The sequence below is a fragment of the Thermoflavimicrobium dichotomicum genome (assembly GCF_900114055.1).
Lineage (GTDB): Bacteria > Bacillota > Bacilli > Thermoactinomycetales > Thermoactinomycetaceae > Thermoflavimicrobium > Thermoflavimicrobium dichotomicum.
Genome location: NZ_FORR01000005.1, coordinates 84,525 through 105,831, shown reverse-complemented (window position 1 = coordinate 105,831; position 21,307 = coordinate 84,525). Strand labels below are relative to the sequence as shown.

Genomic DNA, 21,307 nt, shown 5'->3' with positions numbered 1-21,307 from the left:
TCAGAAAAGTATTTACAAACAAATGTTCCACTGTTAAACTACATTTAGTTGCTCCTTGACAAGTGGATAGCATATAGGGTTGTGCAAGCCAATCACCTTGCACGTAAAATGCTATGTGTATGGACTGGCTAGACTGAAAAGCGAAAACCAAGCAGTAGGTCTAGCCTGTGACGTAGCAACTCAAACTGTTTAACCGTGGGGCCCACGGGGTTAGCTTGGTCAACTTCCTGTCAGTGGACGGGATTACCCAAGAATCCCCTGCGTTTACGCATGGGGAGTGGTCAAATCCAAAGTGCAAAGAATTTCTCAACCAAAGGTGCGAGCAAAGGGATAAAGAATACACCAAAAATAGCTGCCAGAATCATCGCCAGGCTGGAAAAAGTCCCTTCTATTTCCCCTATTTCGAAAGCTTTTGATGTTCCGATCCCATGTGCTCCTACTCCAAACATCATTCCTTTGGCGAGAGGCGTTTTTAGACGCAACAGTCGAATCAAAAACTGGCCAAGCATCAAACCTGTAATTCCTGTCAAAATAACAAAAGCAGCAGTCAAACTTGCATTTCCACCAATCTTTTCAGTAATCGTCACGGCAATGGGTGTCGTGATGGATCGTGGGACTAAGCTATGAGTAATGAAACTGGAAAAGCCAAAGAGCAAGGAAAAAAACATCGTAACAAAAACAGAAAATGTAACACCAAATAGGACCCCACTTAGAATCTCCACCATATTTTTCTTCAGTAAATGCCAATGTTTATACATGGGAACTGCAAAGGCTACCGTAGCAGGCTGTAATAGATAGGTAAGCCATTTCGTTCCCTGATGATATTGTTCATAAGGAAAGTCCATGATTATAAGGAGAAAAATAAAAAACAATGGACATATAAATACCGGGATTAAAACTATGACCTTCCACTTGCGATAAATATTTTTGAACAATAGGTAAATCATAATCGTCATAATTAGACTGATCCAGACTTTCATTCAGTTGTTTCCTCCCTTCTGAGCCGATACACTTTTTCCACTAACCAGGCAGTAGCAACCATAATGACGACAGTTCCGATCACAATGACTAACAATAGATGAATTCCGCTAGACAGGATCACTTCTTTAAACTGAATAATTCCTACAACAGGGGGAATAAAGAAAAGAAGCATTTCACCTAGCAAAAAGCTTGCCCCTGCTTCTACCCAACTTATAGAAATCCACTTCCTTTTTAGACAAAAAAATAAAAGAAAAAAACCTATAATACTACCTGGAATAGGTAAATGTAACCAATGGCTAATCATTTTCCCCAGCTCATTGAGAAGAATCAAGATACCAACTTGTACACCGATCCGTATCCATTTCATTTTTTCGCTAGCTCCCCTTATTCTTCTGACTCCTAGTAGGTTTTCTTTTATATTATCACGAAATTTTCATTTGTTTTTATATGAATCATTCGTAATAGAAAAAATAAGGCAAAGGAAAATGTAGCGCTTGACTTTCCTGACTTGTTGTAACTATAATGATTACAACAAAAGAGGGTGAACTTATGAAAATCAGTAGCCGTTTTACCGTAGCTGTTCACATTTTGTCTCTGTTATCCATAGAAAAAAATGCTCATTGTACTTCGGAATGGATCTCCGGAAGTGTCAACACTCATCCAGTCATTATTCGCAGAGTCATTGGAAAGCTGAAAAAAGCAGGATTGGTAAATGTTCGCCCTGGAACAGGCGGAGCATATCTTTTAAAAGACCTAGACGAAATCACCTTGCTTGATATATACAAAGCGGTGGAAGTAGTTGAGGAAGGTCAACTCTTTCAATTTCATGAACATCCCAATCCCAATTGTCCGGTTGGAGCCAGCATCCAATCTGTTCTTGAGTTGATTCTGCATCGTGCTCAAGCTGCTATGGAACAAGTGTTGGCAGAAATTACCATAAAACAATTGGTTACAGAACTGATTCAAAAAAACAAAGCAACTCACAACTAATTTTTTTCGATTAGTTGTAACCATATTTGTTACAACTAATCGAAAAAAGTTCAACAGTTAATGATCACAATCTTTCACCCTTCTTTTATAAATCAGTTGAACGACTCTTGCTAGCAGTTAAAAACTGAAAAGGAAAACCGGCATATAACAGAAATTTTGTCTACAGGCTGGTAACCCGCTCTTATCATCACCATCAAAATTTCAGGAGGAACAAATATGACACTTAAAATGAAAGTTTATTCTGATTATGTTTGTCCCTTTTGCTTTTTGGGTAAAAAGCTGCTCGAAGAAACCATTAAAGGAAAAGATATCGTAGTGGAATGGATGCCATTTGAATTGCAACCTTATCCCACCCCACCTGTAGATCCTTGGAATGACCCTGGCAAATTAGAAGGATGGAAAACCGTAATTCTCCCTTATGCAAAAAAATGGGGGATCGATATGAAACTGCCACCATTCTCCCCTCACCCCTACACTCATTTGGCTTTTGAAGGGTTCCAATACGCCAAAGAACACGGAAAGGCGAATGAGTACAATGATCGGGTATTTACTGCATTTTTTCAAGAAGGACAAAATATTGGTGAAATCGACGTACTCACCAAACTGGCCAGTGAAATTGGCCTGAATGCCGAAGAATTTAAAAACGCTTTAGAAACAAGAAAGTACAAAGATACCCATTTAGCTACCTTGCGTCATGCATATGAAGAGGCAAATATTCACGCCGTTCCTACCTTTGTCATTGGAAAGCAAGTAGTTCAAGGGATACGCAGCAAGAAAGTCTTCGAAAAAATCATCAATCAGGAATTAAAAAATGAAACGTTTAATCCCTCTGCCGGCCTCGCCTGTGATATGGAGAACCATGGGCCGTAGAATTTGATGATTGGTTAATCGATAAAATTCAAAATAGGGATTTGTCTTCCCTATTCTCCTATCAAGAGCTGGCTCCACATGCCAGTCTGGCAGTGCCCAGGCCTGAGCATTTCGTTCCATTGTTTATCGCAATGGGAAGTGGAAATCCTGATAGCAAAGCAAAGATTTTGCATCGGAGCTATGAACTGGGCACTTTGAGCTACCTGTCTTTTGCATTTTAAGCCTTCCTCCGCCAGTTTTTGCTCACCAACTTAGTAAAGTAGACCAGGAAAAATCCACGTTGCCTAAGCAAGCAACATGTCAGCTTGTTGACAAAGTTTCCGTTATATGCCGGTTTTACTTTTCCGTTTCACTCCCGTTGCTTAAAAACGAGCAAGAAGTCGTTCAACTGGAAAAGGAAAACCGGGTTTGTCAACGGCCTCATGTCTCTACTACTTCCCACCTAAGCGATCAGTTTTGGAACATTAACAAATCTAGGTGAATATCCTACTGTGCACATTATTATCCAGGGGGTATCACCTATGATTCCAATGTATCCATATTATGGATTTCAAACCATATGCAAACAAATTCCTGTTACCTTTCCTCCACAGCATCAGGAAAAACAACCTGGTTTAGAATACTTAATGAAACCCTTGCCAATATCCGATAATCCTTATTATGTAGGAAGTGGTAAATTAACGGACAAGGTTGCCATTATCACCGGCGGTGATAGTGGAATCGGTCGTGCAGTTGCAATCAGTTTTGCAAAAGAAGGCGCTGACGTGGCGATAGCTTATTTGTATGAGCACGAAGATGCAAACGAAACTAAGAGGTTGGTTGAACATTACGGTCGAAGTTGCCTGACGATCCCTGGTGACCTGCGTGAAGAATCCTTTTGCCATGAAGTCGTACAAAAGACCATCGAGCATTATGGGAAAATAAATATACTTGTGTTGAATCAAGCTGTACAGTTCCCGCAAAAGAGTATCCTAGATATTTCTAGAGAACAATTAGAAAATACTTTTCGAACTAACATTTACCCGCATTTTTTCATGACCCAGGCGGCGTTGCCCTACCTGCGGAGGGGAAGTTCCATCATTAGTACTACTTCAGTGACAGCTTATGCGGGTGCTCCTTTACTCGTTGATTATTCTTCAACAAAAGGAGCGATCGTCTCTTTTACTCGTTCGTTGTCATTGCAATTGGTTAAAAAAGGAATACGGGTGAATGCTGTGGCTCCGGGACCGGTTTGGACCCCCTTAATTGTATCGAGCTATTCGGCTGAATATGTAAAAACTTTTGGTACGGAAACACCCATGAAACGTGCAGGGCAGCCGTTCGAACTAGCCCCGACATACGTTTATTTGGCGTCTGATGATGCCTCATTTGTTACCGGGCAGGTTTTGCATGTTAATGGAGGTGTTATGACCGAAACTTAAAAGAGTTTTTCGGCATTTTATCATAAACGACAAGTACCTAAGCGGTGCTTTTTCTTTTGCTTTTTGGGGTTCCGACGTTTTTTCACAGATAAGTAAGGTTAAGAACCAATGAAACATAAGATCAGTTAAGTACTATCTAGCCAATGCAATCCGTAATCTATTATTGTTATCGTTTTCCCTTTTGCAACATCCCATTCAATATCCTGAGGGCTACCCAATTTCTTCTCAAGCCTGTCAGCCAATTTATACAGCTCGAATGCGTACCTCTTAAACTCATGTGGACCCTCATATTTTAGTCTTGTAAATGTAAAAGAATAGGCATTGGCTTCTCCGGATACAAGCTGCTCCCCCAATCCATAGACGAAATTCCCTGTCATTTTTGTGCAGCTGCCTGTAATCGAATCAGCCGTAAACAATACTTCCGAAATTTAAGACTGCACCATCAACTGAACGACTACCGCAATCTGGTGAGACTGTTCGATTCCTTGTACAGAGCTATATACTTTCACTCTCTCCGACTGAATTGATTAGGACATCTTGAGATCATTAATCATGACAAAAAAATGACGTATCACCGACGTGACAGTTACGCTAGGAAGCGGAGCAAAAAGTTGCGATTGGAAGAAACTTTTCTAAGCGTTTAGTACTCGAGGTAATATTCGGGGTAGAGGAAGCTCAAGTAAGGATTGTCATCCTAGATGAAGAAACAGTCGACAAAGGAAAATCTTATTGAACAATTTACTTTATTTCTTCAAGAAAGATAATCGAAGGAAGAATATGTGTTAAACTGGAGATGATTAAACTAATAAGCTATATGACTGAATAGCAACCAGTCGTGATCATCTTGATAATTGAAATGAATGGTATTTTTGTTAAAGCTCTGCTTACAGGTAGAAAGTGTTCTAAACAACAATTAAAACATAAATATTTTCAAGCCAAAGAATTCACTTACGAAATTAGAGACCTTCCTAATGTATTTTGCAGGCTTCATAACTTTGAACAAATTCCTTATGACAATGACATAGAAGTTGATTTTGTTATAGACACTGATATAGATAGAATTTATTCACCCTTCTTATTAAGCTAAACAGAACCAAGAGGATGAAGTATTGCATGTAGTTGAAAATGAATTCAGTCTTATCCGTCAATGTCACGTCCTCTGATTCAGCCGTGACGAATATTCCATGATCCATTGTTCGATTCATCAATGCTCGTAACTCATATTGAATTTGGTTGGCTTCCATTGTTCGTTTCCTGCTTGCTCTACTAGTTCGTCTACCTGGGTTTGTAATACTCAACCTGTTCCATAGCAAACTGCCTCGATAATTGCTTGAAATAAGTTTGTAGCAATGAAGAGGATATCTTGTCCTATAAATGGTTCAGTCCGAAAGAGATCAAAAAACTTGATAAAACCAAGCTGTTAAATCCAAATAAACATCGCAAAATATTGGAGGATCTGGAAAGCAATAAAAAATTAGCTTGGACTTTTTAAATGCGATCATTTATGATGATTGATAACATTGATTGAATGATTTACTTCATTTAAGATTCATATAAACAAACTTTTTAAGAGTAGAGCCTATTTCATTTCCTCAGAAAATATCAAATCAGGAGGATCGCCAATGACCAAACGAAAGTTAGACGGAAAACGAATAGTACTAACAGGCACACGAAAATTGGAAGAAATGAGTAAGATAGTAGAAAAACAAGGCGGCATTCCTCTGATCCGCTCTTTAAATGTAACCATTTTTTTTGAAGATGAAAAAATCAAGTCCCAAATCTCTCGTGTCGTCAACGAAAAAAATGATTGGTTTATCTTTACAACAGGCATTGGAGTAGAAAAGCTCTTGGAAACAGCCAGAAACATGGGCGTAGAAAAGCAGTTTGTAGAGAAAATAAAACAAGCAAAAGTAGCTGGACGTGGTATTAAAGTCGTTCAAGCCCTTAAAAAATTAGGCGTGGATCTAACTGTTCGCGATGAAGATGGCACGACGGATGGTCTGATCCGCCCGCTTGAACCTCAACTATCACCAGGAGACCGTATTGCAATCCAATTGTATGGAGATTCATCTTTGAATCTCATACAGATGCTAAAACAGAAGGACGCCCAAATACTAGAGATTCTTCCCTACCAGCAAATTCCTCCAGACACCAGCATACTAGAAACCATATCAAGTGAAATCGTAAACAGAAAAATTGATGCCATCACTTTTACAAGTGGTGCCCCTGTCCCATTCCTGTTTGATTATGTCAAGAAAAAAGGACTTCTATCTCAATTCCTTGATGCTTTTTCAACAGACATTGTGGTTGCAGCCGTTGGAAAATTTACTGCTCAGTGTTTGCGAAATGAAGGGGTTGAACGAATCATCGTTCCCCAAGAAGAACGAATGGGCAGCATGATTATTGAATTAGCGAATTATTTTCAATCAAATTCCAAATAAGCGTTTTCGATTTGGGAGGCAGGTCACCATCTATGTCCTGCCTTTACATTATTGATGTTCTTTTGATCATTTCTTAAACAGAAAGCAAAATACATTTACTATTTTTATATAATCCTTTTATTTAGTCATGGTAATATAAATGTATGTTTATATAGAAATGCGAAAGGAATGGATCACTATTGCCAACCTTAAATTACTCACTGCTGGTTTCGGATTTGGATGGGACATTACTGAACAATAATCAAATTTCTGGCATGAATCAAAAAAGTATTGAACAATTTCAAGCGTTAGGTGGATTATTTACCATTGCATCAGGACGGAACTATCACGAATCAAAGCGTATTATTCAACAATTAAACATCCGTATTCCCGTTATTCTTTGCAACGGTGCCATGTTATATGATCCGAAACAAAATGAAATGATTCCAATCAAATGTTTGGAATATGCATTATCTATTGAAATCGCTCAAGAACTGGATCATATGTTCTCTGACGTTGCTGATATCTTTATTTTTACCATAGATAAAATCTATGCTACGAAAATGAATCCATTTACGATCCAAGCAACTGGTTTCCAACCCCACTTCGTTTCTTCTTTCAAAGAAGTTCCAAAAAAACAGGAAATAATGAAAGTGGCTGCGATTTCCAAACCGGATCAAATCAAACAGATCGCAGAAAAATTATCAACGATGAACTGGCCTGTGGACTTCATTCAAACAGGAGAGACTTTTTTTGAAATCGTGCCTCAAGGAGTGTCCAAGGGAAAAGCAGTCGCTCGTCTCCTCAATGAGCTTCAGATTGCCAGCGAACAAGCTGCTGCCATTGGTGATCATTGTAACGACCTTTCCATGATTGAGCAAGTTGGTTTATTCGCAGCAGTAGCCAATGCTCATCCAAGTGTATTGGAACAGGCAAATGTCGTGGTCCAGGCAAATGTTGAAGATGGAGTCAGCGATTTTATTCACCAATATCTGATTCATAAACCACATGCCGAATGACATGTGGTTTTTTATAATCTTCGTATGCTTAGCCTTTATACCACTTTTCGATTAGACTTTTTATTTCTTCTTTGGATTGATTTTCTTCCAAAATCTTTTCTATTAAATGAATGAATTCTTCTTTGGAGACACCATCTTCAAAGAGGTTTTCAATCTGTTCCTCGATCTCACTATACTTCTTTTGCCGCCATTCCTCATACTTCTTTCTTCTGTTTTCATAGTATATGTTTCCGCGAATACGCCAGCGCATAAGAGATTGCGGGAATAGCTCAGGATCATAATAAGTATAGTAGAACGACGATTCATGAAATCTTCCCAGAGAATCTTGAACACGGATTTTGATTTTCAATAGATCCTCCCATGATTCCGGTTCCTCTTCAATCCATTCCGTTCTTACAACATAGTCATGGTCGGTTTTCTTTATTCCTGTAATCAGATGTTTTAAGTCAACTAGACGGATCGTTAAATAATCCCCTGTTTCCAAACGCTTGGGGAGTATTATTTCGTTGAGATTGGTGTAAGGAGAAGGTATATCATTTAACATCACATAAAGCACTTCTTTGGGTGAAATTAAAGTAAGTTGTACATCGACCTTTTCTACCGTAACAGGAAACGTTTTTGGGTTACTTAAATGAATAATGATGGGGTTGTCACGTTTGTCTTGCCCTGCTGAACCAGATGCCAAACGAATTTTAATCTCTGTAGATTGCATGTGACGCTGTTCCTCTAATTGCCTTTCAAACATTTCTTTTTGTAAATCTTTTGTTTCTTTTGCCACCTGCAATGCCACTTTGGCAGCCCAAAAAGTAAAATAAGCTCCCAAGCACTGCCCGATCGCTCCAACCCATTGTGCAACACTATCCCAATTTAATTTATAGACAAAGAGGATACTTCCCACATTCGATTATCTCCTTTTGATCACTTTTGTTTCAAGCATGAAATTCTCTGACTCTATATTAACATATAAATAATTATTAAAAAAATATAACTATTATCAATTTAGATCCCAAAAATAAAAAGATCCCAAAACCATTCGGGATCTTTTCTCACATGATCTTGATTATATCATGCTTTTTAACTGCTGATTCAAATATTGTGCATCTGACATTGCACGGTCATCCTGGAGAACATCTCCGGGCTTATTTCCTTGACCAATCATATATCCAGCAAAATGCATCGACATAAAATCGAAAATATACTGGAACTGTTGGACCAGGGGTAATCCCTTGATTCGAGCTTGTTCTCCTCCTGCAATGATCACGTATGCTTTCTTCCCTTGCATCTTTTCCTTAAAATTGTAACGATCATCTCGCAAACTATGAGACCATCGGTCAATAAAATTTTTCATGATTCCTGACATGCCGTACCAATATAATGGAGTAGCAAAAATAATGACATCATGTTCCATTACTCGGGTAATGACTTCATGATAATCATCATCGACAGGACTAAAACCTTCCGCTTCATGTCTTTTGTCCACGATCGGAAGTATATTTTTTTCCCGCAGATAGATTCGCTCTGCTGGGATCTCTTTCAGTACCTGCTCTGTTAGCAGTTCAGAATTTCCTTTTTCACGGGAACTTCCATAGATGGCAATCAACTTCATCGGTTTAACCCCTTTTTAATCAAACGTTTTGAACATCGATCATATCTGATTGCAATCGCCATATTTCCTTTTTTATCATATATACTCTTCGCTTGGCAACTTCTTATTTCATACTTCTCCTGCTAAGACCCAGCCCATCACGGCTCTTTCTCCCAACGCTCATCGACATTAAACCAATAAAACCAAGAACTGGGCTGTTCTTTGATGATCCTTTCCAGGATCCGATTCAGCTCATTGGTCGCTTCTTCTCGTTGCTTTTTGTCATATTTCTCATGTAGATAGAGTGACGGATGAAAAACCAGTTCATGCTGATAACCTTGTTTTCTATAACCATAAAAAGGAATGACAGGTACTTGTTGCTCGATGGCTAAAACAGCTGTTCCCTGTGGAGTGCGAGTAATTCGATCAAAAAAATGCGCTTTGGGGAAGTTGGGTCTCCAAAAGTCGCCGAGCAAAAACACAACCCCATTATTTTGCAAGTGATCTCTCAGTTCCCTTAAAAGAGCGAGTGGTGGTGTATGATCATAATCAAGCCCTTTACATCCCATCTCTTGAAATAGCAAATAGATCGGACGCAATTCCGGACTGCCCGCAGTTACTACTGTCAAGCATGGATATCGACGAGACAGATACCAATAGTAGTAAAAGAAATTGCCCAAGTGCAATGTATAAACAATCGCTCCTTTTCCTTCCTGTAACGCTTGACGTAAATATCCTTCACCTTTTACTTCAAATCTTTCTAACTGCTTATCCTGAAGGGTATGAAAAAATATCTCAGATAAAATCACGAATAAGTGAACATAATAGCGTCTACACTCTTGATGTATTTCTTTTTCAGACTTATCTGATAAAATATCCTTCATGTTCCTCTGAATTTGTTTTCTTAACGATGGTATACAAAAATAAAAGAGATGAGCAAGTGCAGTTAAAAAAAACAGAGAAACCGATTTGGGAAGCAGTTCAAATATACGAGCCAGTGTTTTACATATGCGTTCATGAGCCGTAAGCTTGCCAATCCAACTATACATCTATGAATCGCTCCTTAGTTTGTGGACAGAAAACGTCGCTGATATCGCTTGGTGATCTTTGCAGTTTCCAATACTACAAAGAAATCAATCGTTTGAAAGACAGGGTCAAACGCTGGTTGCCCAGCCAGTTTTGCTCCCAGCCACTGGTATCCTTTAATTAATGGCGGAAGTTTTTTCTGCCACTGTTTTTTCAACTTGTGATCGATCTGCAAATAATGAAGCTGTTCCATGCGGTGAGTATTCTGGGGCCGGACTTGAAAGTCGTCTGTAATCATGTTTTCATCTTTTAAGATACTGTAGATTTCATTGATATTTTCTTTGCATTTCCCCTCCATACTGACACACCCGATCAGATATTGATGTCCTGAGCGTTTAATATAATCTGCAATCCCTGCCCACAATAACTGAATCACTCTTCCATTCCGATGTTCTGGTGCTACACAACTTCGCCCCACTTCCAAACATAAAGTCTTATTGACAGAAAAATGGGATAAATCAAATTCTGTTTCAGAATAAAATCCTTTACCAATCACTGCCCGTTCTCCGGGTAATAAACGATAGGTTCCTATCACTTGATTCGTTTCCTGATCCAATACAATCAAATGATCACAATCGTCATCATATACATCTTGTTCGATCCCTTTTTCATTTTGCAAATGCCTGTTATTCGCTTCTTCCACAAACACTTGGTAACGAAGGCGGAATGTTTGCTCCAGTTCATGCTTTGTTTCGGCTATCTTTACTAGTAAAGACTCTTTCTTTTCAAGCGTTGCCATATACTCCCCTCTTTCTATTCACTGCTCTCATTATCCTAACAAATCAATGTTTTATTTTTATGAATTGATTATTAAAGCCAATAAAAAATTTGTTAAAGAAAAAGAGAGCAGCTATCCCATTGTGTCATATGGAACATCCGCTCTCTTTTTCTTACAAGCCTATTTTCAAGCCTCAAAACCAGGAATTACCCCAAATGGAATAGACACTTTGATACAATAGGAGGTTACCTTTCAGTTGGGTCCCAATTTTCAAATTCATCCAATTCTTGTTGCGTAAAAGTACGGGGTTCCACCAAAACAAACTTGTTTCCGTATAAATCAGTAAAAACAGCCTGTGTTCCCCAAGGTGCATAATTTGGCTCCATCAAAATCTGTACCCCTTTTTGTCGGAGTTCTTCCACGGTTTGTTTGCAGTTGTCCGTATCAAAGACCCAACCCGAAGTCATCCCCACCTGTTTCAATGCAGGATCTTTTTCATCCGGTGATGTTTGATATAAGACGATTTCGACATTTTCCTGTCCTTTTGGAGAGACGGTAACCCACCGAAAACCAGAACCATTAGATTCATTCACTTTGATCGTAAGCCCCAGTTTTTCCGTATACCATTGCAATGCTTCATCATAGTCCCTGACTACAATACAAACATGCGACAAGCTTCGAATCATGTTTCAACCTCCTTTTAACATAGGGTGAAACATGAAAAAACAAATTATACGAAGTTGAAAAACGACAAAAGAGCCATCCATCCTGCAACCAAACTTTATAAACTTGCTTCCAAAACAACACTTGAAAAAGTATACTCACTGTGGATGGGATCCCCGAAAACGCCAATAATCCGATTAAACCCGAGTCGAGTCCAAAATCGAAGGGCAGGCCAATTCTTTAAAGCTACACCTAGACGAACTTTTGTATAGTTCGCACCTCTAGCACCATGAAATAATTGTTGAATGACCTCTTGACCATACTTCTGTGCCTGATATTCCTGACTGATAAAAAAGAAAGCAATCCACAAAATATCAGGCGATGGATACCCATGATACAAAAAAATAAGACCCATCATTTCATTCGACTCTTTGTGAAAAATGGGTTGTACTTTAAATAGTTCCTTTCGCCCATTCGGCGGCAAATCTCCCTCTGTCAAACATCGAAATATATACTGATCTTCTACATTTCTCCGATGGTTATCCCATTTTCCGATATAGGCACTTTTGTCGTAAAGAGACTGTAAATATTCCAAATCTTGATCCATGATGGCATCTCTTATATATAATCGTCTTGTTTCCCAATAGTCAGGTATCAGTTGCATTCATATCATCCTTAAAGATATTTGTAAAAAGTAGGAGATCACCTATTTACTCGTATTCCAAAGATCAGGTGGATTTAATTCATAAATTCCTTTATCTCGGTACATAAAGTTGTGAACGACTAATTCACGACGGATGGTAGCATAATCCTCATGAAACTGCTTGATGTACTCGTTGATTTCCTGTTCTGTATATTTTTTTCCGACTTTTAGATCCCGGACCAAATATTCCAGCACCATCAATTTCTTCTTAAGCTTCACTGGAATTTGCTTGAGTTTTCCGTCAGCGGTGAAAAAGTTTTGAATCACAGCCAGTCTTTCACGATCTGATTCCATGGTTTCTTCACTCCGCTCTAATGGTTCTTGGTCTTTCAGGACCAAATCAATAATCGCTTGAGCATCTCTTCTCAATGCTTGATCGTTCAAATGAAAATAAATCGTATTCTTATATCGTCGTTCATACACCAATCCTGCTTCTCGCAGTTTGGTCACATGATGGGTAATGGTTGGCGGAGTTAACCCCAACTTTCCAGCCAGAGCCTGACCATGCAAAGGGCCATTGGCCAATATTCTCAAAATTCGAATACGAGTTGGATCAGCTAACACCTTATGAAACTGAACAATGCGACTCAGTTGCAAAACCATTTCTCCTTTAAATTTGATAACCATCTAATTAGATAATAATCTAATTAGATGGTCTGAGTCAATCCATTTTGGTTTATGTTGCACTCAATGCTCTTCTTACTGCATTGACAAACTTCCAAAAGTCCGGTGTCGTTGTTTTTCTGCGCTGACTTCTGGTATGGTTGGCAAAAAACGACCAACGTAACGAAGTTGTTAATTCTAACTGAACGCCTTTGGCCTGTTTATTGCGATTAATTAAATTTTTCGACGAATGCCCTCTGAGCCTTTTATCTCGGGTGATCCACGCATGAAATCCTTCTTCTGCCAAATGTCTTCTTATTTTTTCCATCAAATCGATATCCCGTCCCCCTATCAAGCACGCTTGGTAACCATCATAACCACCGGTTGGCTGTAAATCTCTGCAGCCATGATAAGCCAGTGTACGCATCGAATTTTCGATTAGCTCCAATGCAATGGGATCATCATAACGCGTACTGGTTACATGAAGTCTCTGATTTTCTCCTCTTTGATTAAGACCATTAAAAATGAAGTAGTCATACACTTCGGCTGTTTCCGTTGTGCCATTGAAATCACTTGTATAGCCTGCTGTAGCCAAAGCCAATTCTGTCGTTCCTATTTCAATCGATCCCCCATGCGGAGCAATAATCACTGTTTCAAATCCAGGATCTGAATATGTACTTTTTTTATGTCTTTTCCATTCTTTCGTATAATTGACTCCTTCTGTTTCATGCTGATAGAGCTCTGTCATGCTACGATAAACATCAGGCATGAATAAGGTCTCACCTCATTACTCTTTCGGGTTACGAAGGCATCGTAAAGCTTCTTCAAATTGACGCTGATTGGCTTTTTCATTGGTGATGTCAGCCATAAAACGTTCATGTTCGTTTCGAATGCGATCCGTTACCTTCATTTCCAAATCATGCAGCCTTAAATAATAGTAATGCCATTTTCCCAACAGGTCAAAATAAGGAATCGATTTTCGAAGTATCTGAAAAAAGCGTTGCCGTTCTTGATAGGTTTCCGTCTGTATTTTTAACTGATCCGCAATACAATACATCATGCGATTGTACACTTGGCGGACTCTATGCTCGAAATCTTCTGTCACGAGATAGTCTGTGCTCAATTCAGCCAATAGCCGCTTCCCTTTTTCAACGATTTCGTTTAACTCATTTTGGGTGCGAAACATCGTATCTGGAATTTGTTTGTATAGGGTATATAAATGTAGCAGTTCATGATTCGCCGATTTTGTTATGTATGGGTGGAGTTTATCTAGCAGTTGATTTATTTTATTCCATTTCCACATGGGTCTTTGGGTTAGTTTGTGGCACTTTGTTAAAATCACATTAATTCTTCCATCTGCATTAAAGATTAAACTCATAGGCTCTATACTTTCGTAAAAAGATGGTACCATCCCATTAGCATTAACTATTAAGATCCCTTTAATATCCTTAGAAATAACCGTTCCTGCTTTTCCATAAAAAAATGTTGCATAATGATAAATATTTCCTGAGCTCAAAGCCCTAATATTGTATATATTATATGTTTCTCTAGGTTGAGCAAACAACCGTACTGCCTCTCTAACTACTTCTGGTGTTGTTGGTGGTGAATTTACCAGTTGAAGATTCAAACTCATATCACTACCTCCATAAAAAACCTATCTAAAAAAACTAAGATGTTGATCCATTCTGTGCCTTGCCTCCGTATGCACTTTTCTTTATGGTAACTGCTCGCATGCGATATCGTCATGATCTCGATCCAGCTTGTATGGATCGCCAGGTTGATAGGATTCAAAGAATCGCTGAGCTTCTTTTTGTGTTTTGAAATCCGTACAATCTAGGTCACCAGTTATGGGTTTCTTCACTGGAGCAGGGAGTATACTTGCACACGTGCTATTCCTCCTGATGTCTTTTTAACCCATTGCACATGCAAATCAACATTAATCTCAACTAATTATTTCCATCGCATCCGCTTCTTTAACCAGGTTTAACATAACGCAATGTCATTTCAATGTTTGGGGTTCCGTCTGCTTTTATATGGCCTGCAAATCCTTGCCCTTTATTTTTTTTTAAATAATATGTTATATATACTCATAACTTAATTACTTTTTTTAGATAGGAGGTATAACCAATTGGATATGAATATAAATATGAATAACCTTAAAATATTTTTGAAAGCCGCGGAAAAAATGAATATTACAGAGGCGGCTAAAGAGCTATTTATTTCACAGCCAGCGGTCAGTAAAGCAGTGAAAAATTTAGAGGAATCCCTGAAAATTAAATTGTTTAATAGGGATAAGCAAAATGGACTAACACTCACTGAAGTGGGAAAAGAAATTCTTATATTGGCGAGACAAATGAAAGTTATCGAGAATAAAATATATCAAGTTGCTAGTCGGGAAAATAATCTTCTAAGTGGTAAGGTTAAGATTGGTTCTTTTCCTGCTGCATCAACAAATATTCTACCTAAGCCCATCGCATTATTCAGGTCGAAATATCCGCTTGTTAATATAGAATTAGCAGAAGGAACCTCAAATCAAATAAAAGAATGGGTGAAGGATCGAACTGTTGATATAGGGATCGTTATATCTCCCTTTGATCCATATGAATTTGAAATACTATACCATGATTATATGGTCGCAATACTTCCTCATAATCATCCATTAAGTCAAGAAAAAATTGTTGACCTGGAAAAATATCGTAATGAAATTATTTTTTGTAAAGGAGGACACGAAACCGTTATATCAAACATGTTTCAAAAAAATAATATTGAATTTAAAGAGAACCTAACAGTCCAAAATGTCGAAACTTTAATTACTATGGTCAAAAATAATTTAGGTATAGGTATTACTTCAAACTTTACACTTTCTTCTGTGTCTCATAATTTACTCGTAAAAGATATTAATCCAAAGATAACTCGTGAGATCGGTATAATTGCACACTCATTTAATGAAGTAACACCTGCTACAAAAGAATTTATTAACATCATGAATCAATTTCATAAATCTGAGCCTTTTTCTGCTTAAGATATTTATTATATTAACAAAAAAGTAATAATACCCCAAATGAGGAGGGATTTTAACGAAGGAAATCAAGTTAAGAAGAAACGCGCGGAAAACCGTGCGTTTCTTCTTTGAAGGCCTCCCCCCACCCCCCGGATTCCCATTTCGACTTTCCTTGTGATCCCGGGGATTAAGCCCGCAAGACCCCGGGAACGGCTCCGGTATTCCACGGTTCGATTGACAGCGAGCCTCCGCCCCCTCACTCTATTCACGCTCGCTTTTCACTTCGAGAAAGTAGTCAAAATCCGTATCACAACTTGATCGGATCGAGGGAATTAGTTTACCGAAGGGCGCACTTATACATTGGCCAATGTTCCATGCGATGACCTCCGGTCGTGGTTTTCGTTTCGCGAAAATTTGTGTTTCCTCCGGCCGCAAAAAACCCGGAGGGTACTTCTGTACCTCCCCGGGTCAATTTTTCTTTCAGCGGGCCTCAGATTCGGTAATGGCTTGTTTGTATGATTCTTTTTGCACCAGAACCTTGGAAAGTTACTCCTGAACTCGAAGTATAATTTTTCCAACATTCCGGTTCTCTTCCATATACGTATGAGCTTTTCCTACCATTTCGATAGGAAACGTCGTGTCAATAATGGGCCTTATTTCTCCCCGTTCTAAATAAGGTGTTACGATTTCAGCAAAGTCTTGGGTTAAAAGAGCTTTGTATTCATCACTTCTTGGGGTTAGTAATGTCCCTGTTAATTGGATGCACTTTGACATCAAGGTAAATAGGTTAATCTTTTCCAATTCACTTCCGCCCAGTATACCAATAAGGACCCATCGACCTTCGACTTTAATACTTGCGAGGTTTTTCTCCCAATAATCAGCACCGATAAAGTCTAAAATCAAGTCTACACCCCTACGATTAGTGGCTTTTAGTACCTCTTCGTCGAATGACTGCTCCTTGTAATTTATAAGAACATCAGCCCCAAGCTCTTGGCAGAAGTCGAGCTTTCTTTTAGAACCAGCAGTAACGATAATCTCCGCGTCGCAAAGTTTTTTTGCCAGTTGAATAGCTGCTGTCCCAACTCCGCTTGCACCTGCATGAATTAAGACGGTTTCTTGTTTTTGAAGCTTACCGATCCAAAATAACGTTTGGTAAGCGGTTAGGAATACTTCAGGAATGGCGGCCGCTTCTTCAAACGATAAAGACTCAGGAATTTTCATAGCCCGATCGGCTGGCATGACTGCATACTCGGCATAACCACCGCCGTTGACGAGACCCATTACCCTATCACCTACAGAAAAGGAACTCTCACCGTTGATTTTGACCACTGTACCAGCAATTTCAACACCTAAGATAGGATTTGTTGCATATCCCATTTTCCCTTCACGCGTTAATATATCTGTGCGATTTACCCCTGCTGCATGAACTCTTATAAGCAATTCTCCCTCTCCAGGTTGGGGAATTGGTAGATCAACAAGTTCAAGTTGATTTGGACCACCTGCTTTTTTTACAATAACACCTTTCATATTAACATCCCCCTATTATTCTTGAATTAAGCGATTTTTAGTTCTTATTTTTACTATATCCACCCATTTCTCTTTCCCATCTTCAATTCCGATAGAAATTTTAAATAAGGAATTTATTTTATATATCGGTAATATCTAATAGTAACTAACATTTTCAAGAAACATCGCGTAGTTTTTTTATTGAAGTGCTTTTAGAAGCGCTTTTAAACCTATAGGCAATCATAAAAATGCTAGCACATATAAAAAATGATCCGATAATAATATTAAATGTTATCTTCTCCCCAAGTTGTAGCCATCCGAATATAAGACCTAAAATAGGAACAAACATTAATGCCATAGATGCTTTCGAAGCATCTATTTTATTTAGTACCCAAAACCAAACTACAAATGTAAAGGCAGTTGAAAATAAACCATTAAATAATGTTGATAAAATTGCTTCATTAGACCACTGGATTGAAGGGTTGGTTTCTAATATTAAAGAGATAATCAATAAAAATATTGCTCCCATAAAACATTGCCAAGCATTCATTTGAATGATGTCTTTATTTTTGAAGTTTAGTTTGCTATAAACATTTGCTGATGCCCAACAAAGAGCCGAAATTAATAATAATAACTCTCCAAATACTACTTTTTTATCAAAATTAATTAATTCTATCCCTAAAATAAATAGAAGGCCGATTAGACCAAATATCAATCCAATCATTTTATACATATTAATTTTTTCGTTTAATTTAAAATGACTAATAATGGTGACAAATATAGGCATTGTGTACACCAAAACAGAAGATTTCCCTGAATCCACAAATTGCATACCATAAGTCGTTACTCCCAAATAGCCTAAAGGCATTAATAAGCTCATTATCAGATAGGGTTTTAAATTCTCTTTACCTATAGAGAGCCTTTTTCTTTGTACTTTGAGAATGATAAATAAAGCAATCGCCCCTATTAATAAACGCAAAGAGGCAAATAAAAATGGGGGGATGTCACGAATGGCTATTTTCATTGTAACCCATGTATACCCCCAAATTAGAATAATAGAAATAATCCCTAACAGAACTCTAATCATAATATAAGCCACCTCTTTATTATTTTTGCTCCTATATATCTTATATCTTATATCCATTCATAACTGAAATACATATTTTACATAATGTATATAACTAATTGGTTATGATTATGAACAACCTTAAATAGGGGTAGAAGGACATCGCCATCAAGATAAGAGAAAGCATTTATAATCTGACTATCTCTATGATCACATATGTGCTTCTTCTGAAGGGGTTTCAGCGTATATAAATAAGGGAGCCACTCTACAAAAGAGTGGTTTTTTCTTGTTTCAAAAACGATCGTTTTTGAGACTTTCCGACGGAGCCCCTTGTGTACCGTCAAACAGGCTTTATTCGAATCCACCTTTGTTACAAAACCGCAACCAGTCGTACAGGTAGTATTTTATCTTTCGTTCTGGTTCCTGTGTCTATTATCCATCCCCATGTCTTACTCAATCCTCTCCGAATACCATTCCGATTCAGATAAATGGCACTTCCTATCCATAAACATGCCCCTATATCTTTCATTTGCACAGGCTCCACTTTGGTTTTTGTTTCGACTTGGGCAGGCTCAATTTTTGGGGTTTCCACATGAAAGTCAGGCATAGCCATGATCCATACCGGAAAAAGAAGAAAATAGAGGATCAATACCAGAAATATGATGGCAAAAGACCGTTGAAACCAACTTTGAATGAGAATCACCTTCTAACCTTATTTGTTCCATTTTTGTATAAATTTGACAAAATACAAAAAATCCCTTTGCTATTCACGACATAATACAGGAAAGAAGGAAATCATCTCGAACCGCCCACAATTTCAATGGCTGATCTTTTCTACGGAGACTGTCGACAAACCTGGTTTTCCTCTTCCAGTTGATCGCCTTCTTGCTCGTTTTTATTGAGCGGGAGCGAAATGGAAAAGGAAAACCAGCATATAACGGATACTTTGTCGACAGGCTGAAGTTTAGCGATAGGGAATTCAATTTCTCCGGGCGGTTATAAGGTAACCTATTTGATTCTTGACTTCTGACAAAATAGGGTCAGTCATGGATTTCACCTGTTTGAACCCGATTTAGACCACAGTTCTTTCAGTTTTGTTTTTATGACTTTTCCACCAGGGTTCCGGGGTAATTCAGAAATGAATTCTACGTAGGCAGGAACTTTATAGTCGGCCAATCGTTCTGCCACGAATCCCCTAATCTCTTCCTCGTTCACCACGGCACCAGCTTTCGGCACGATAAAGGCCGCCACCACTTCTCCATAAATGTCATGAGGAGCTCCTACAACCGCTGCCTCTAGAACTTTAGGGTGATTATATAAAACATTTTCTACTTCTACAGAAAATATTTTTTCTCCCCCGCGGTTGATCATATCTTTCATCCGATCCATGATATAGACAAATCCATCTTCATCCATTTTTGCCATATCTCCGGAACGCCAATAGCCATCGATAAACGATTTTCGATTTGCCTCTTCATTATCCCAGTAACCTTCCACCACCATCGGCCCCTTAATGAGAAGTTCTCCCACTTCTCCGATCCGACAAGGGTTTCCTTCACTATCCACCACTTTGACATCGGCTACGGGAACGGGTAGCCCGACGGAGTGCATTTTGCTTTTGGCATAGACTTGAGGCATCAGCGTAGCCGGAGAAGACGTTTCAGTAGCCCCATAAGCATTATGAAGATAAACGCCAGGAAAAGCCTTTTGTAACGCTGAAATCGTATCCTCAGACATCGGTGCCCCACCGTAGGCAATACAGTTGACGGAATGATAGTTATACTTAGGAAAATCGGGATGCGCTAACATCATGACGTAAATAGCAGGAACATTAAACAAGAAGGTAATGTTCTCTTCGGATATTAAGCGGATAAACAGTTCACTTTTAAATCTTTTCATGATCACCGATGTTCCGCCGACTCTTATCATATGAAGCAGCTGACCGATCAACCCGGTCACGTGAAAGAGCGGAACAGCAATAAGCGTCTTGGTTTGATGAGTTGTCTTCAGCACCATCTCATAGTTCATGGCACTGTGGATGGCGCCTAGATGACTGCCTATCGCCCCTTTGGGAAGGCCTGTCGTACCCGATGTATACATAATGAACAAGGCATCGTCTTCGGATACCTCCGTATCGGGAGCCAGAGCCTTCTGTTCCAAAATTTCAAATGGTAAATAATCTTGGTTTAATGTGGTCTCCCCTGCTGTCAGGAAGAAATGGCTGATGCCAGGAAGAGCCAATTCCTTCCTCAGGTGATCGATTTTTGCAACATTCTCTTCATCTGTAATCAACACTTTTGCACCTGAGTGGTTTAGCATATAGGAAAGTTCATCCTCTTTCAGCCGGGTATTGAGCGTTACGGCAATCGCCCCGAGCCTGGCGCAGGCAAAGATCGCATAAACAAATTCCAGGCTATTGCTCAAGAGGAGAGCAATCCGGTCTCCTTTTCGAACCCCATAGAAAACATATAGATTTCCCGCCATCCTTTCCGCCTTTTCCCACAACTGGAGATAGGTGATACGCCGGCCGTTCATGACCAGTGCTTCCCGCTGAGGATAGGATTCAACAGACTGCCGCAGCATGTCCGTAAGATTTTTCGGCCTATTTTTATATACTTTCACTTGCCGGTTAAAATGGGTTTCATAAACTATTTTCATGTTGATTACCTCTTTTC

General features: G+C 38.9%; 22 protein-coding genes and 1 pseudogene. 7 read left to right on the top strand and 16 right to left on the bottom strand.

Translation table 11 applies throughout. From position 1 onward, the window contains the following. Nucleotides 1-281: 281 nt before the first annotated feature. The gene (locus BMZ78_RS07280) at nt 282-980 is read right to left on the bottom strand and encodes an LrgB family protein (protein ID WP_245739771.1); all 699 of its coding nucleotides are present in this window, start codon (nt 978-980) and stop codon (nt 282-284) included. Continuing rightward, nucleotides 977-1,348 (bottom strand): CidA/LrgA family protein, encoded by a 372-nt coding sequence (locus tag BMZ78_RS07275; protein WP_093229177.1) that lies wholly within the window; start codon nt 1,346-1,348, stop codon nt 977-979. The genes BMZ78_RS07280 and BMZ78_RS07275 overlap by 4 nt, the downstream gene beginning before the upstream one ends. A 182-nt stretch (nt 1,349-1,530) precedes the next feature. Here BMZ78_RS07275 and BMZ78_RS07270 point away from each other — a divergent pair, with 182 nt between their 5' ends. The 6 genes and pseudogenes from BMZ78_RS07270 to BMZ78_RS07235 all read left to right on the top strand — a co-directional run bounded on the left by BMZ78_RS07270 (nt 1,531) and on the right by BMZ78_RS07235 (nt 7,701). Then, nucleotides 1,531-1,971 carry an Rrf2 family transcriptional regulator gene (locus BMZ78_RS07270; protein ID WP_093229175.1) on the top strand — a complete coding sequence of 147 codons (441 nt, stop codon included), beginning with the start codon at nt 1,531-1,533 and terminating at the stop codon, nt 1,969-1,971. 216 nt (nt 1,972-2,187) lie between these two features. Further along, a complete protein-coding gene (locus BMZ78_RS07265) occupies nt 2,188-2,841 on the top strand; it encodes a DsbA family oxidoreductase (RefSeq protein ID WP_093229174.1) in 654 nt (217 codons plus the stop codon). Further along, nucleotides 2,826-3,062, top strand: a pseudogene (locus BMZ78_RS07260) (dioxygenase); the annotation flags it as partial. The gene BMZ78_RS07265 and the pseudogene BMZ78_RS07260, both read left to right, overlap by 16 nt. Before the next feature lie 300 nt (nt 3,063-3,362). Beyond that, nucleotides 3,363-4,262 (top strand): SDR family oxidoreductase, encoded by a 900-nt coding sequence (locus tag BMZ78_RS07255; protein WP_093229172.1) that lies wholly within the window; start codon nt 3,363-3,365, stop codon nt 4,260-4,262. A 1,622-nt stretch (nt 4,263-5,884) separates the two neighbouring features. Continuing rightward, nucleotides 5,885-6,703 (top strand): uroporphyrinogen-III synthase, encoded by an 819-nt coding sequence (locus tag BMZ78_RS07240; RefSeq protein ID WP_093229171.1) that lies wholly within the window; start codon nt 5,885-5,887, stop codon nt 6,701-6,703. 179 nt (nt 6,704-6,882) lie between these two features. Next, nucleotides 6,883-7,701: a Cof-type HAD-IIB family hydrolase gene (locus BMZ78_RS07235; protein WP_093229169.1), complete on the top strand. Its 819-nt coding sequence runs from the start codon at nt 6,883-6,885 to the stop codon at nt 7,699-7,701. Nucleotides 7,702-7,729: 28 nt separating this feature from the next. Here BMZ78_RS07235 and BMZ78_RS07230 read toward each other — a convergent pair whose 3' ends face one another. The 10 genes from BMZ78_RS07230 to BMZ78_RS19560 form a co-directional block, all read right to left on the bottom strand. Further along, the gene (locus BMZ78_RS07230; RefSeq protein WP_093229168.1) at nt 7,730-8,599 is read right to left on the bottom strand and encodes a hypothetical protein; all 870 of its coding nucleotides are present in this window, start codon (nt 8,597-8,599) and stop codon (nt 7,730-7,732) included. A gap of 162 nt (nt 8,600-8,761) precedes the next feature. Next, complete coding sequence (locus BMZ78_RS07225; RefSeq protein WP_093229166.1) at nt 8,762-9,307, bottom strand: flavodoxin family protein; 546 nt, start codon at nt 9,305-9,307, stop codon at nt 8,762-8,764. Between the two features lie 137 nt (nt 9,308-9,444). Beyond that, nucleotides 9,445-10,335, bottom strand: a complete 891-nt coding sequence (locus BMZ78_RS07220) for a lysophospholipid acyltransferase family protein (RefSeq protein WP_093229165.1) — start codon at nt 10,333-10,335, stop codon at nt 9,445-9,447. A gap of 14 nt (nt 10,336-10,349) precedes the next feature. After that, nucleotides 10,350-11,111, bottom strand: coding sequence for a GNAT family N-acetyltransferase (locus BMZ78_RS07215; protein WP_093229163.1), 762 nt, complete (start codon nt 11,109-11,111; stop codon nt 10,350-10,352). Nucleotides 11,112-11,335: 224 nt separating this feature from the next. Next, on the bottom strand, nt 11,336-11,776 hold the full coding sequence (locus BMZ78_RS07210) for a VOC family protein (protein ID WP_093229162.1): 441 nt from the start codon (nt 11,774-11,776) through the stop codon (nt 11,336-11,338). Nucleotides 11,777-11,871: 95 nt separating this feature from the next. Beyond that, nucleotides 11,872-12,417: a GNAT family N-acetyltransferase gene (locus tag BMZ78_RS07205; RefSeq protein ID WP_093229160.1), complete on the bottom strand. Its 546-nt coding sequence runs from the start codon at nt 12,415-12,417 to the stop codon at nt 11,872-11,874. A 42-nt stretch (nt 12,418-12,459) separates the two neighbouring features. Then, nucleotides 12,460-13,053: a DUF2087 domain-containing protein gene (locus tag BMZ78_RS07200; protein ID WP_093229159.1), complete on the bottom strand. Its 594-nt coding sequence runs from the start codon at nt 13,051-13,053 to the stop codon at nt 12,460-12,462. A gap of 79 nt (nt 13,054-13,132) precedes the next feature. After that, nucleotides 13,133-13,828, bottom strand: a complete 696-nt coding sequence (locus BMZ78_RS07195; protein WP_093229157.1) for a poly-gamma-glutamate hydrolase family protein — start codon at nt 13,826-13,828, stop codon at nt 13,133-13,135. An 18-nt stretch (nt 13,829-13,846) separates the two neighbouring features. Beyond that, nucleotides 13,847-14,692 carry a hypothetical protein gene (locus tag BMZ78_RS07190; protein ID WP_093229156.1) on the bottom strand — a complete coding sequence of 282 codons (846 nt, stop codon included), beginning with the start codon at nt 14,690-14,692 and terminating at the stop codon, nt 13,847-13,849. Nucleotides 14,693-14,773: 81 nt separating this feature from the next. Then, nucleotides 14,774-14,920: an excalibur calcium-binding domain-containing protein gene (locus BMZ78_RS19560; protein WP_217644998.1), complete on the bottom strand. Its 147-nt coding sequence runs from the start codon at nt 14,918-14,920 to the stop codon at nt 14,774-14,776. Nucleotides 14,921-15,193: 273 nt separating this feature from the next. On the opposite strand from BMZ78_RS19560, the gene BMZ78_RS07180 reads away from it, so the two are divergent. Next, complete coding sequence (locus BMZ78_RS07180; protein WP_093229299.1) at nt 15,194-16,081, top strand: LysR family transcriptional regulator; 888 nt, start codon at nt 15,194-15,196, stop codon at nt 16,079-16,081. Between the two features lie 525 nt (nt 16,082-16,606). On the opposite strand, the gene BMZ78_RS07175 is transcribed toward BMZ78_RS07180, so the two are convergent. The 4 genes from BMZ78_RS07175 to BMZ78_RS07160 all read right to left on the bottom strand — a co-directional run bounded on the left by BMZ78_RS07175 (nt 16,607) and on the right by BMZ78_RS07160 (nt 21,290). Continuing rightward, nucleotides 16,607-17,587 (bottom strand): NAD(P)H-quinone oxidoreductase, encoded by a 981-nt coding sequence (locus BMZ78_RS07175; protein WP_093229153.1) that lies wholly within the window; start codon nt 17,585-17,587, stop codon nt 16,607-16,609. Nucleotides 17,588-17,741: 154 nt separating this feature from the next. Then, the gene (locus BMZ78_RS07170; protein WP_093229151.1) at nt 17,742-18,653 is read right to left on the bottom strand and encodes a DMT family transporter; all 912 of its coding nucleotides are present in this window, start codon (nt 18,651-18,653) and stop codon (nt 17,742-17,744) included. A gap of 349 nt (nt 18,654-19,002) precedes the next feature. Next, nucleotides 19,003-19,335, bottom strand: a complete 333-nt coding sequence (locus BMZ78_RS07165; protein WP_093229150.1) for a hypothetical protein — start codon at nt 19,333-19,335, stop codon at nt 19,003-19,005. Nucleotides 19,336-19,685: 350 nt separating this feature from the next. After that, nucleotides 19,686-21,290 carry a class I adenylate-forming enzyme family protein gene (locus tag BMZ78_RS07160; protein ID WP_093229148.1) on the bottom strand — a complete coding sequence of 535 codons (1,605 nt, stop codon included), beginning with the start codon at nt 21,288-21,290 and terminating at the stop codon, nt 19,686-19,688. Between the last annotated feature and the right edge of the window lie 17 nt (nt 21,291-21,307).

What these genes read in the sequence shown, in the direction of transcription:
- BMZ78_RS07190 (WP_093229156.1), bottom strand. Translation starts at nt 14,692, where the DNA reads ATGAGTTTGAATCTTCAACTGGTAAATTCACCACCAACAACACCAGAA.
- BMZ78_RS07175 (WP_093229153.1), bottom strand. Translation starts at nt 17,587, where the DNA reads ATGAAAGGTGTTATTGTAAAAAAAGCAGGTGGTCCAAATCAACTTGAA.
- BMZ78_RS07215 (WP_093229163.1), bottom strand. Translation starts at nt 11,111, where the DNA reads ATGGCAACGCTTGAAAAGAAAGAGTCTTTACTAGTAAAGATAGCCGAA.
- BMZ78_RS07225 (WP_093229166.1), bottom strand. Translation starts at nt 9,307, where the DNA reads ATGAAGTTGATTGCCATCTATGGAAGTTCCCGTGAAAAAGGAAATTCT.
- BMZ78_RS07205 (WP_093229160.1), bottom strand. Translation starts at nt 12,417, where the DNA reads ATGCAACTGATACCTGACTATTGGGAAACAAGACGATTATATATAAGA.
- BMZ78_RS07255 (WP_093229172.1), top strand. Translation starts at nt 3,363, where the DNA reads ATGATTCCAATGTATCCATATTATGGATTTCAAACCATATGCAAACAA.
- BMZ78_RS07210 (WP_093229162.1), bottom strand. Translation starts at nt 11,776, where the DNA reads ATGATTCGAAGCTTGTCGCATGTTTGTATTGTAGTCAGGGACTATGAT.
- BMZ78_RS07280 (WP_245739771.1), bottom strand. Translation starts at nt 980, where the DNA reads ATGAAAGTCTGGATCAGTCTAATTATGACGATTATGATTTACCTATTG.
- BMZ78_RS07170 (WP_093229151.1), bottom strand. Translation starts at nt 18,653, where the DNA reads ATGATTAGAGTTCTGTTAGGGATTATTTCTATTATTCTAATTTGGGGG.
- BMZ78_RS07220 (WP_093229165.1), bottom strand. Translation starts at nt 10,335, where the DNA reads ATGTATAGTTGGATTGGCAAGCTTACGGCTCATGAACGCATATGTAAA.
- BMZ78_RS07180 (WP_093229299.1), top strand. Translation starts at nt 15,194, where the DNA reads ATGAATATAAATATGAATAACCTTAAAATATTTTTGAAAGCCGCGGAA.
- BMZ78_RS07195 (WP_093229157.1), bottom strand. Translation starts at nt 13,828, where the DNA reads ATGCCTGATGTTTATCGTAGCATGACAGAGCTCTATCAGCATGAAACA.
- BMZ78_RS07160 (WP_093229148.1), bottom strand. Translation starts at nt 21,290, where the DNA reads ATGAAAATAGTTTATGAAACCCATTTTAACCGGCAAGTGAAAGTATAT.
- BMZ78_RS07270 (WP_093229175.1), top strand. Translation starts at nt 1,531, where the DNA reads ATGAAAATCAGTAGCCGTTTTACCGTAGCTGTTCACATTTTGTCTCTG.
- BMZ78_RS07265 (WP_093229174.1), top strand. Translation starts at nt 2,188, where the DNA reads ATGACACTTAAAATGAAAGTTTATTCTGATTATGTTTGTCCCTTTTGC.
- BMZ78_RS07240 (WP_093229171.1), top strand. Translation starts at nt 5,885, where the DNA reads ATGACCAAACGAAAGTTAGACGGAAAACGAATAGTACTAACAGGCACA.
- BMZ78_RS07275 (WP_093229177.1), bottom strand. Translation starts at nt 1,348, where the DNA reads ATGAAATGGATACGGATCGGTGTACAAGTTGGTATCTTGATTCTTCTC.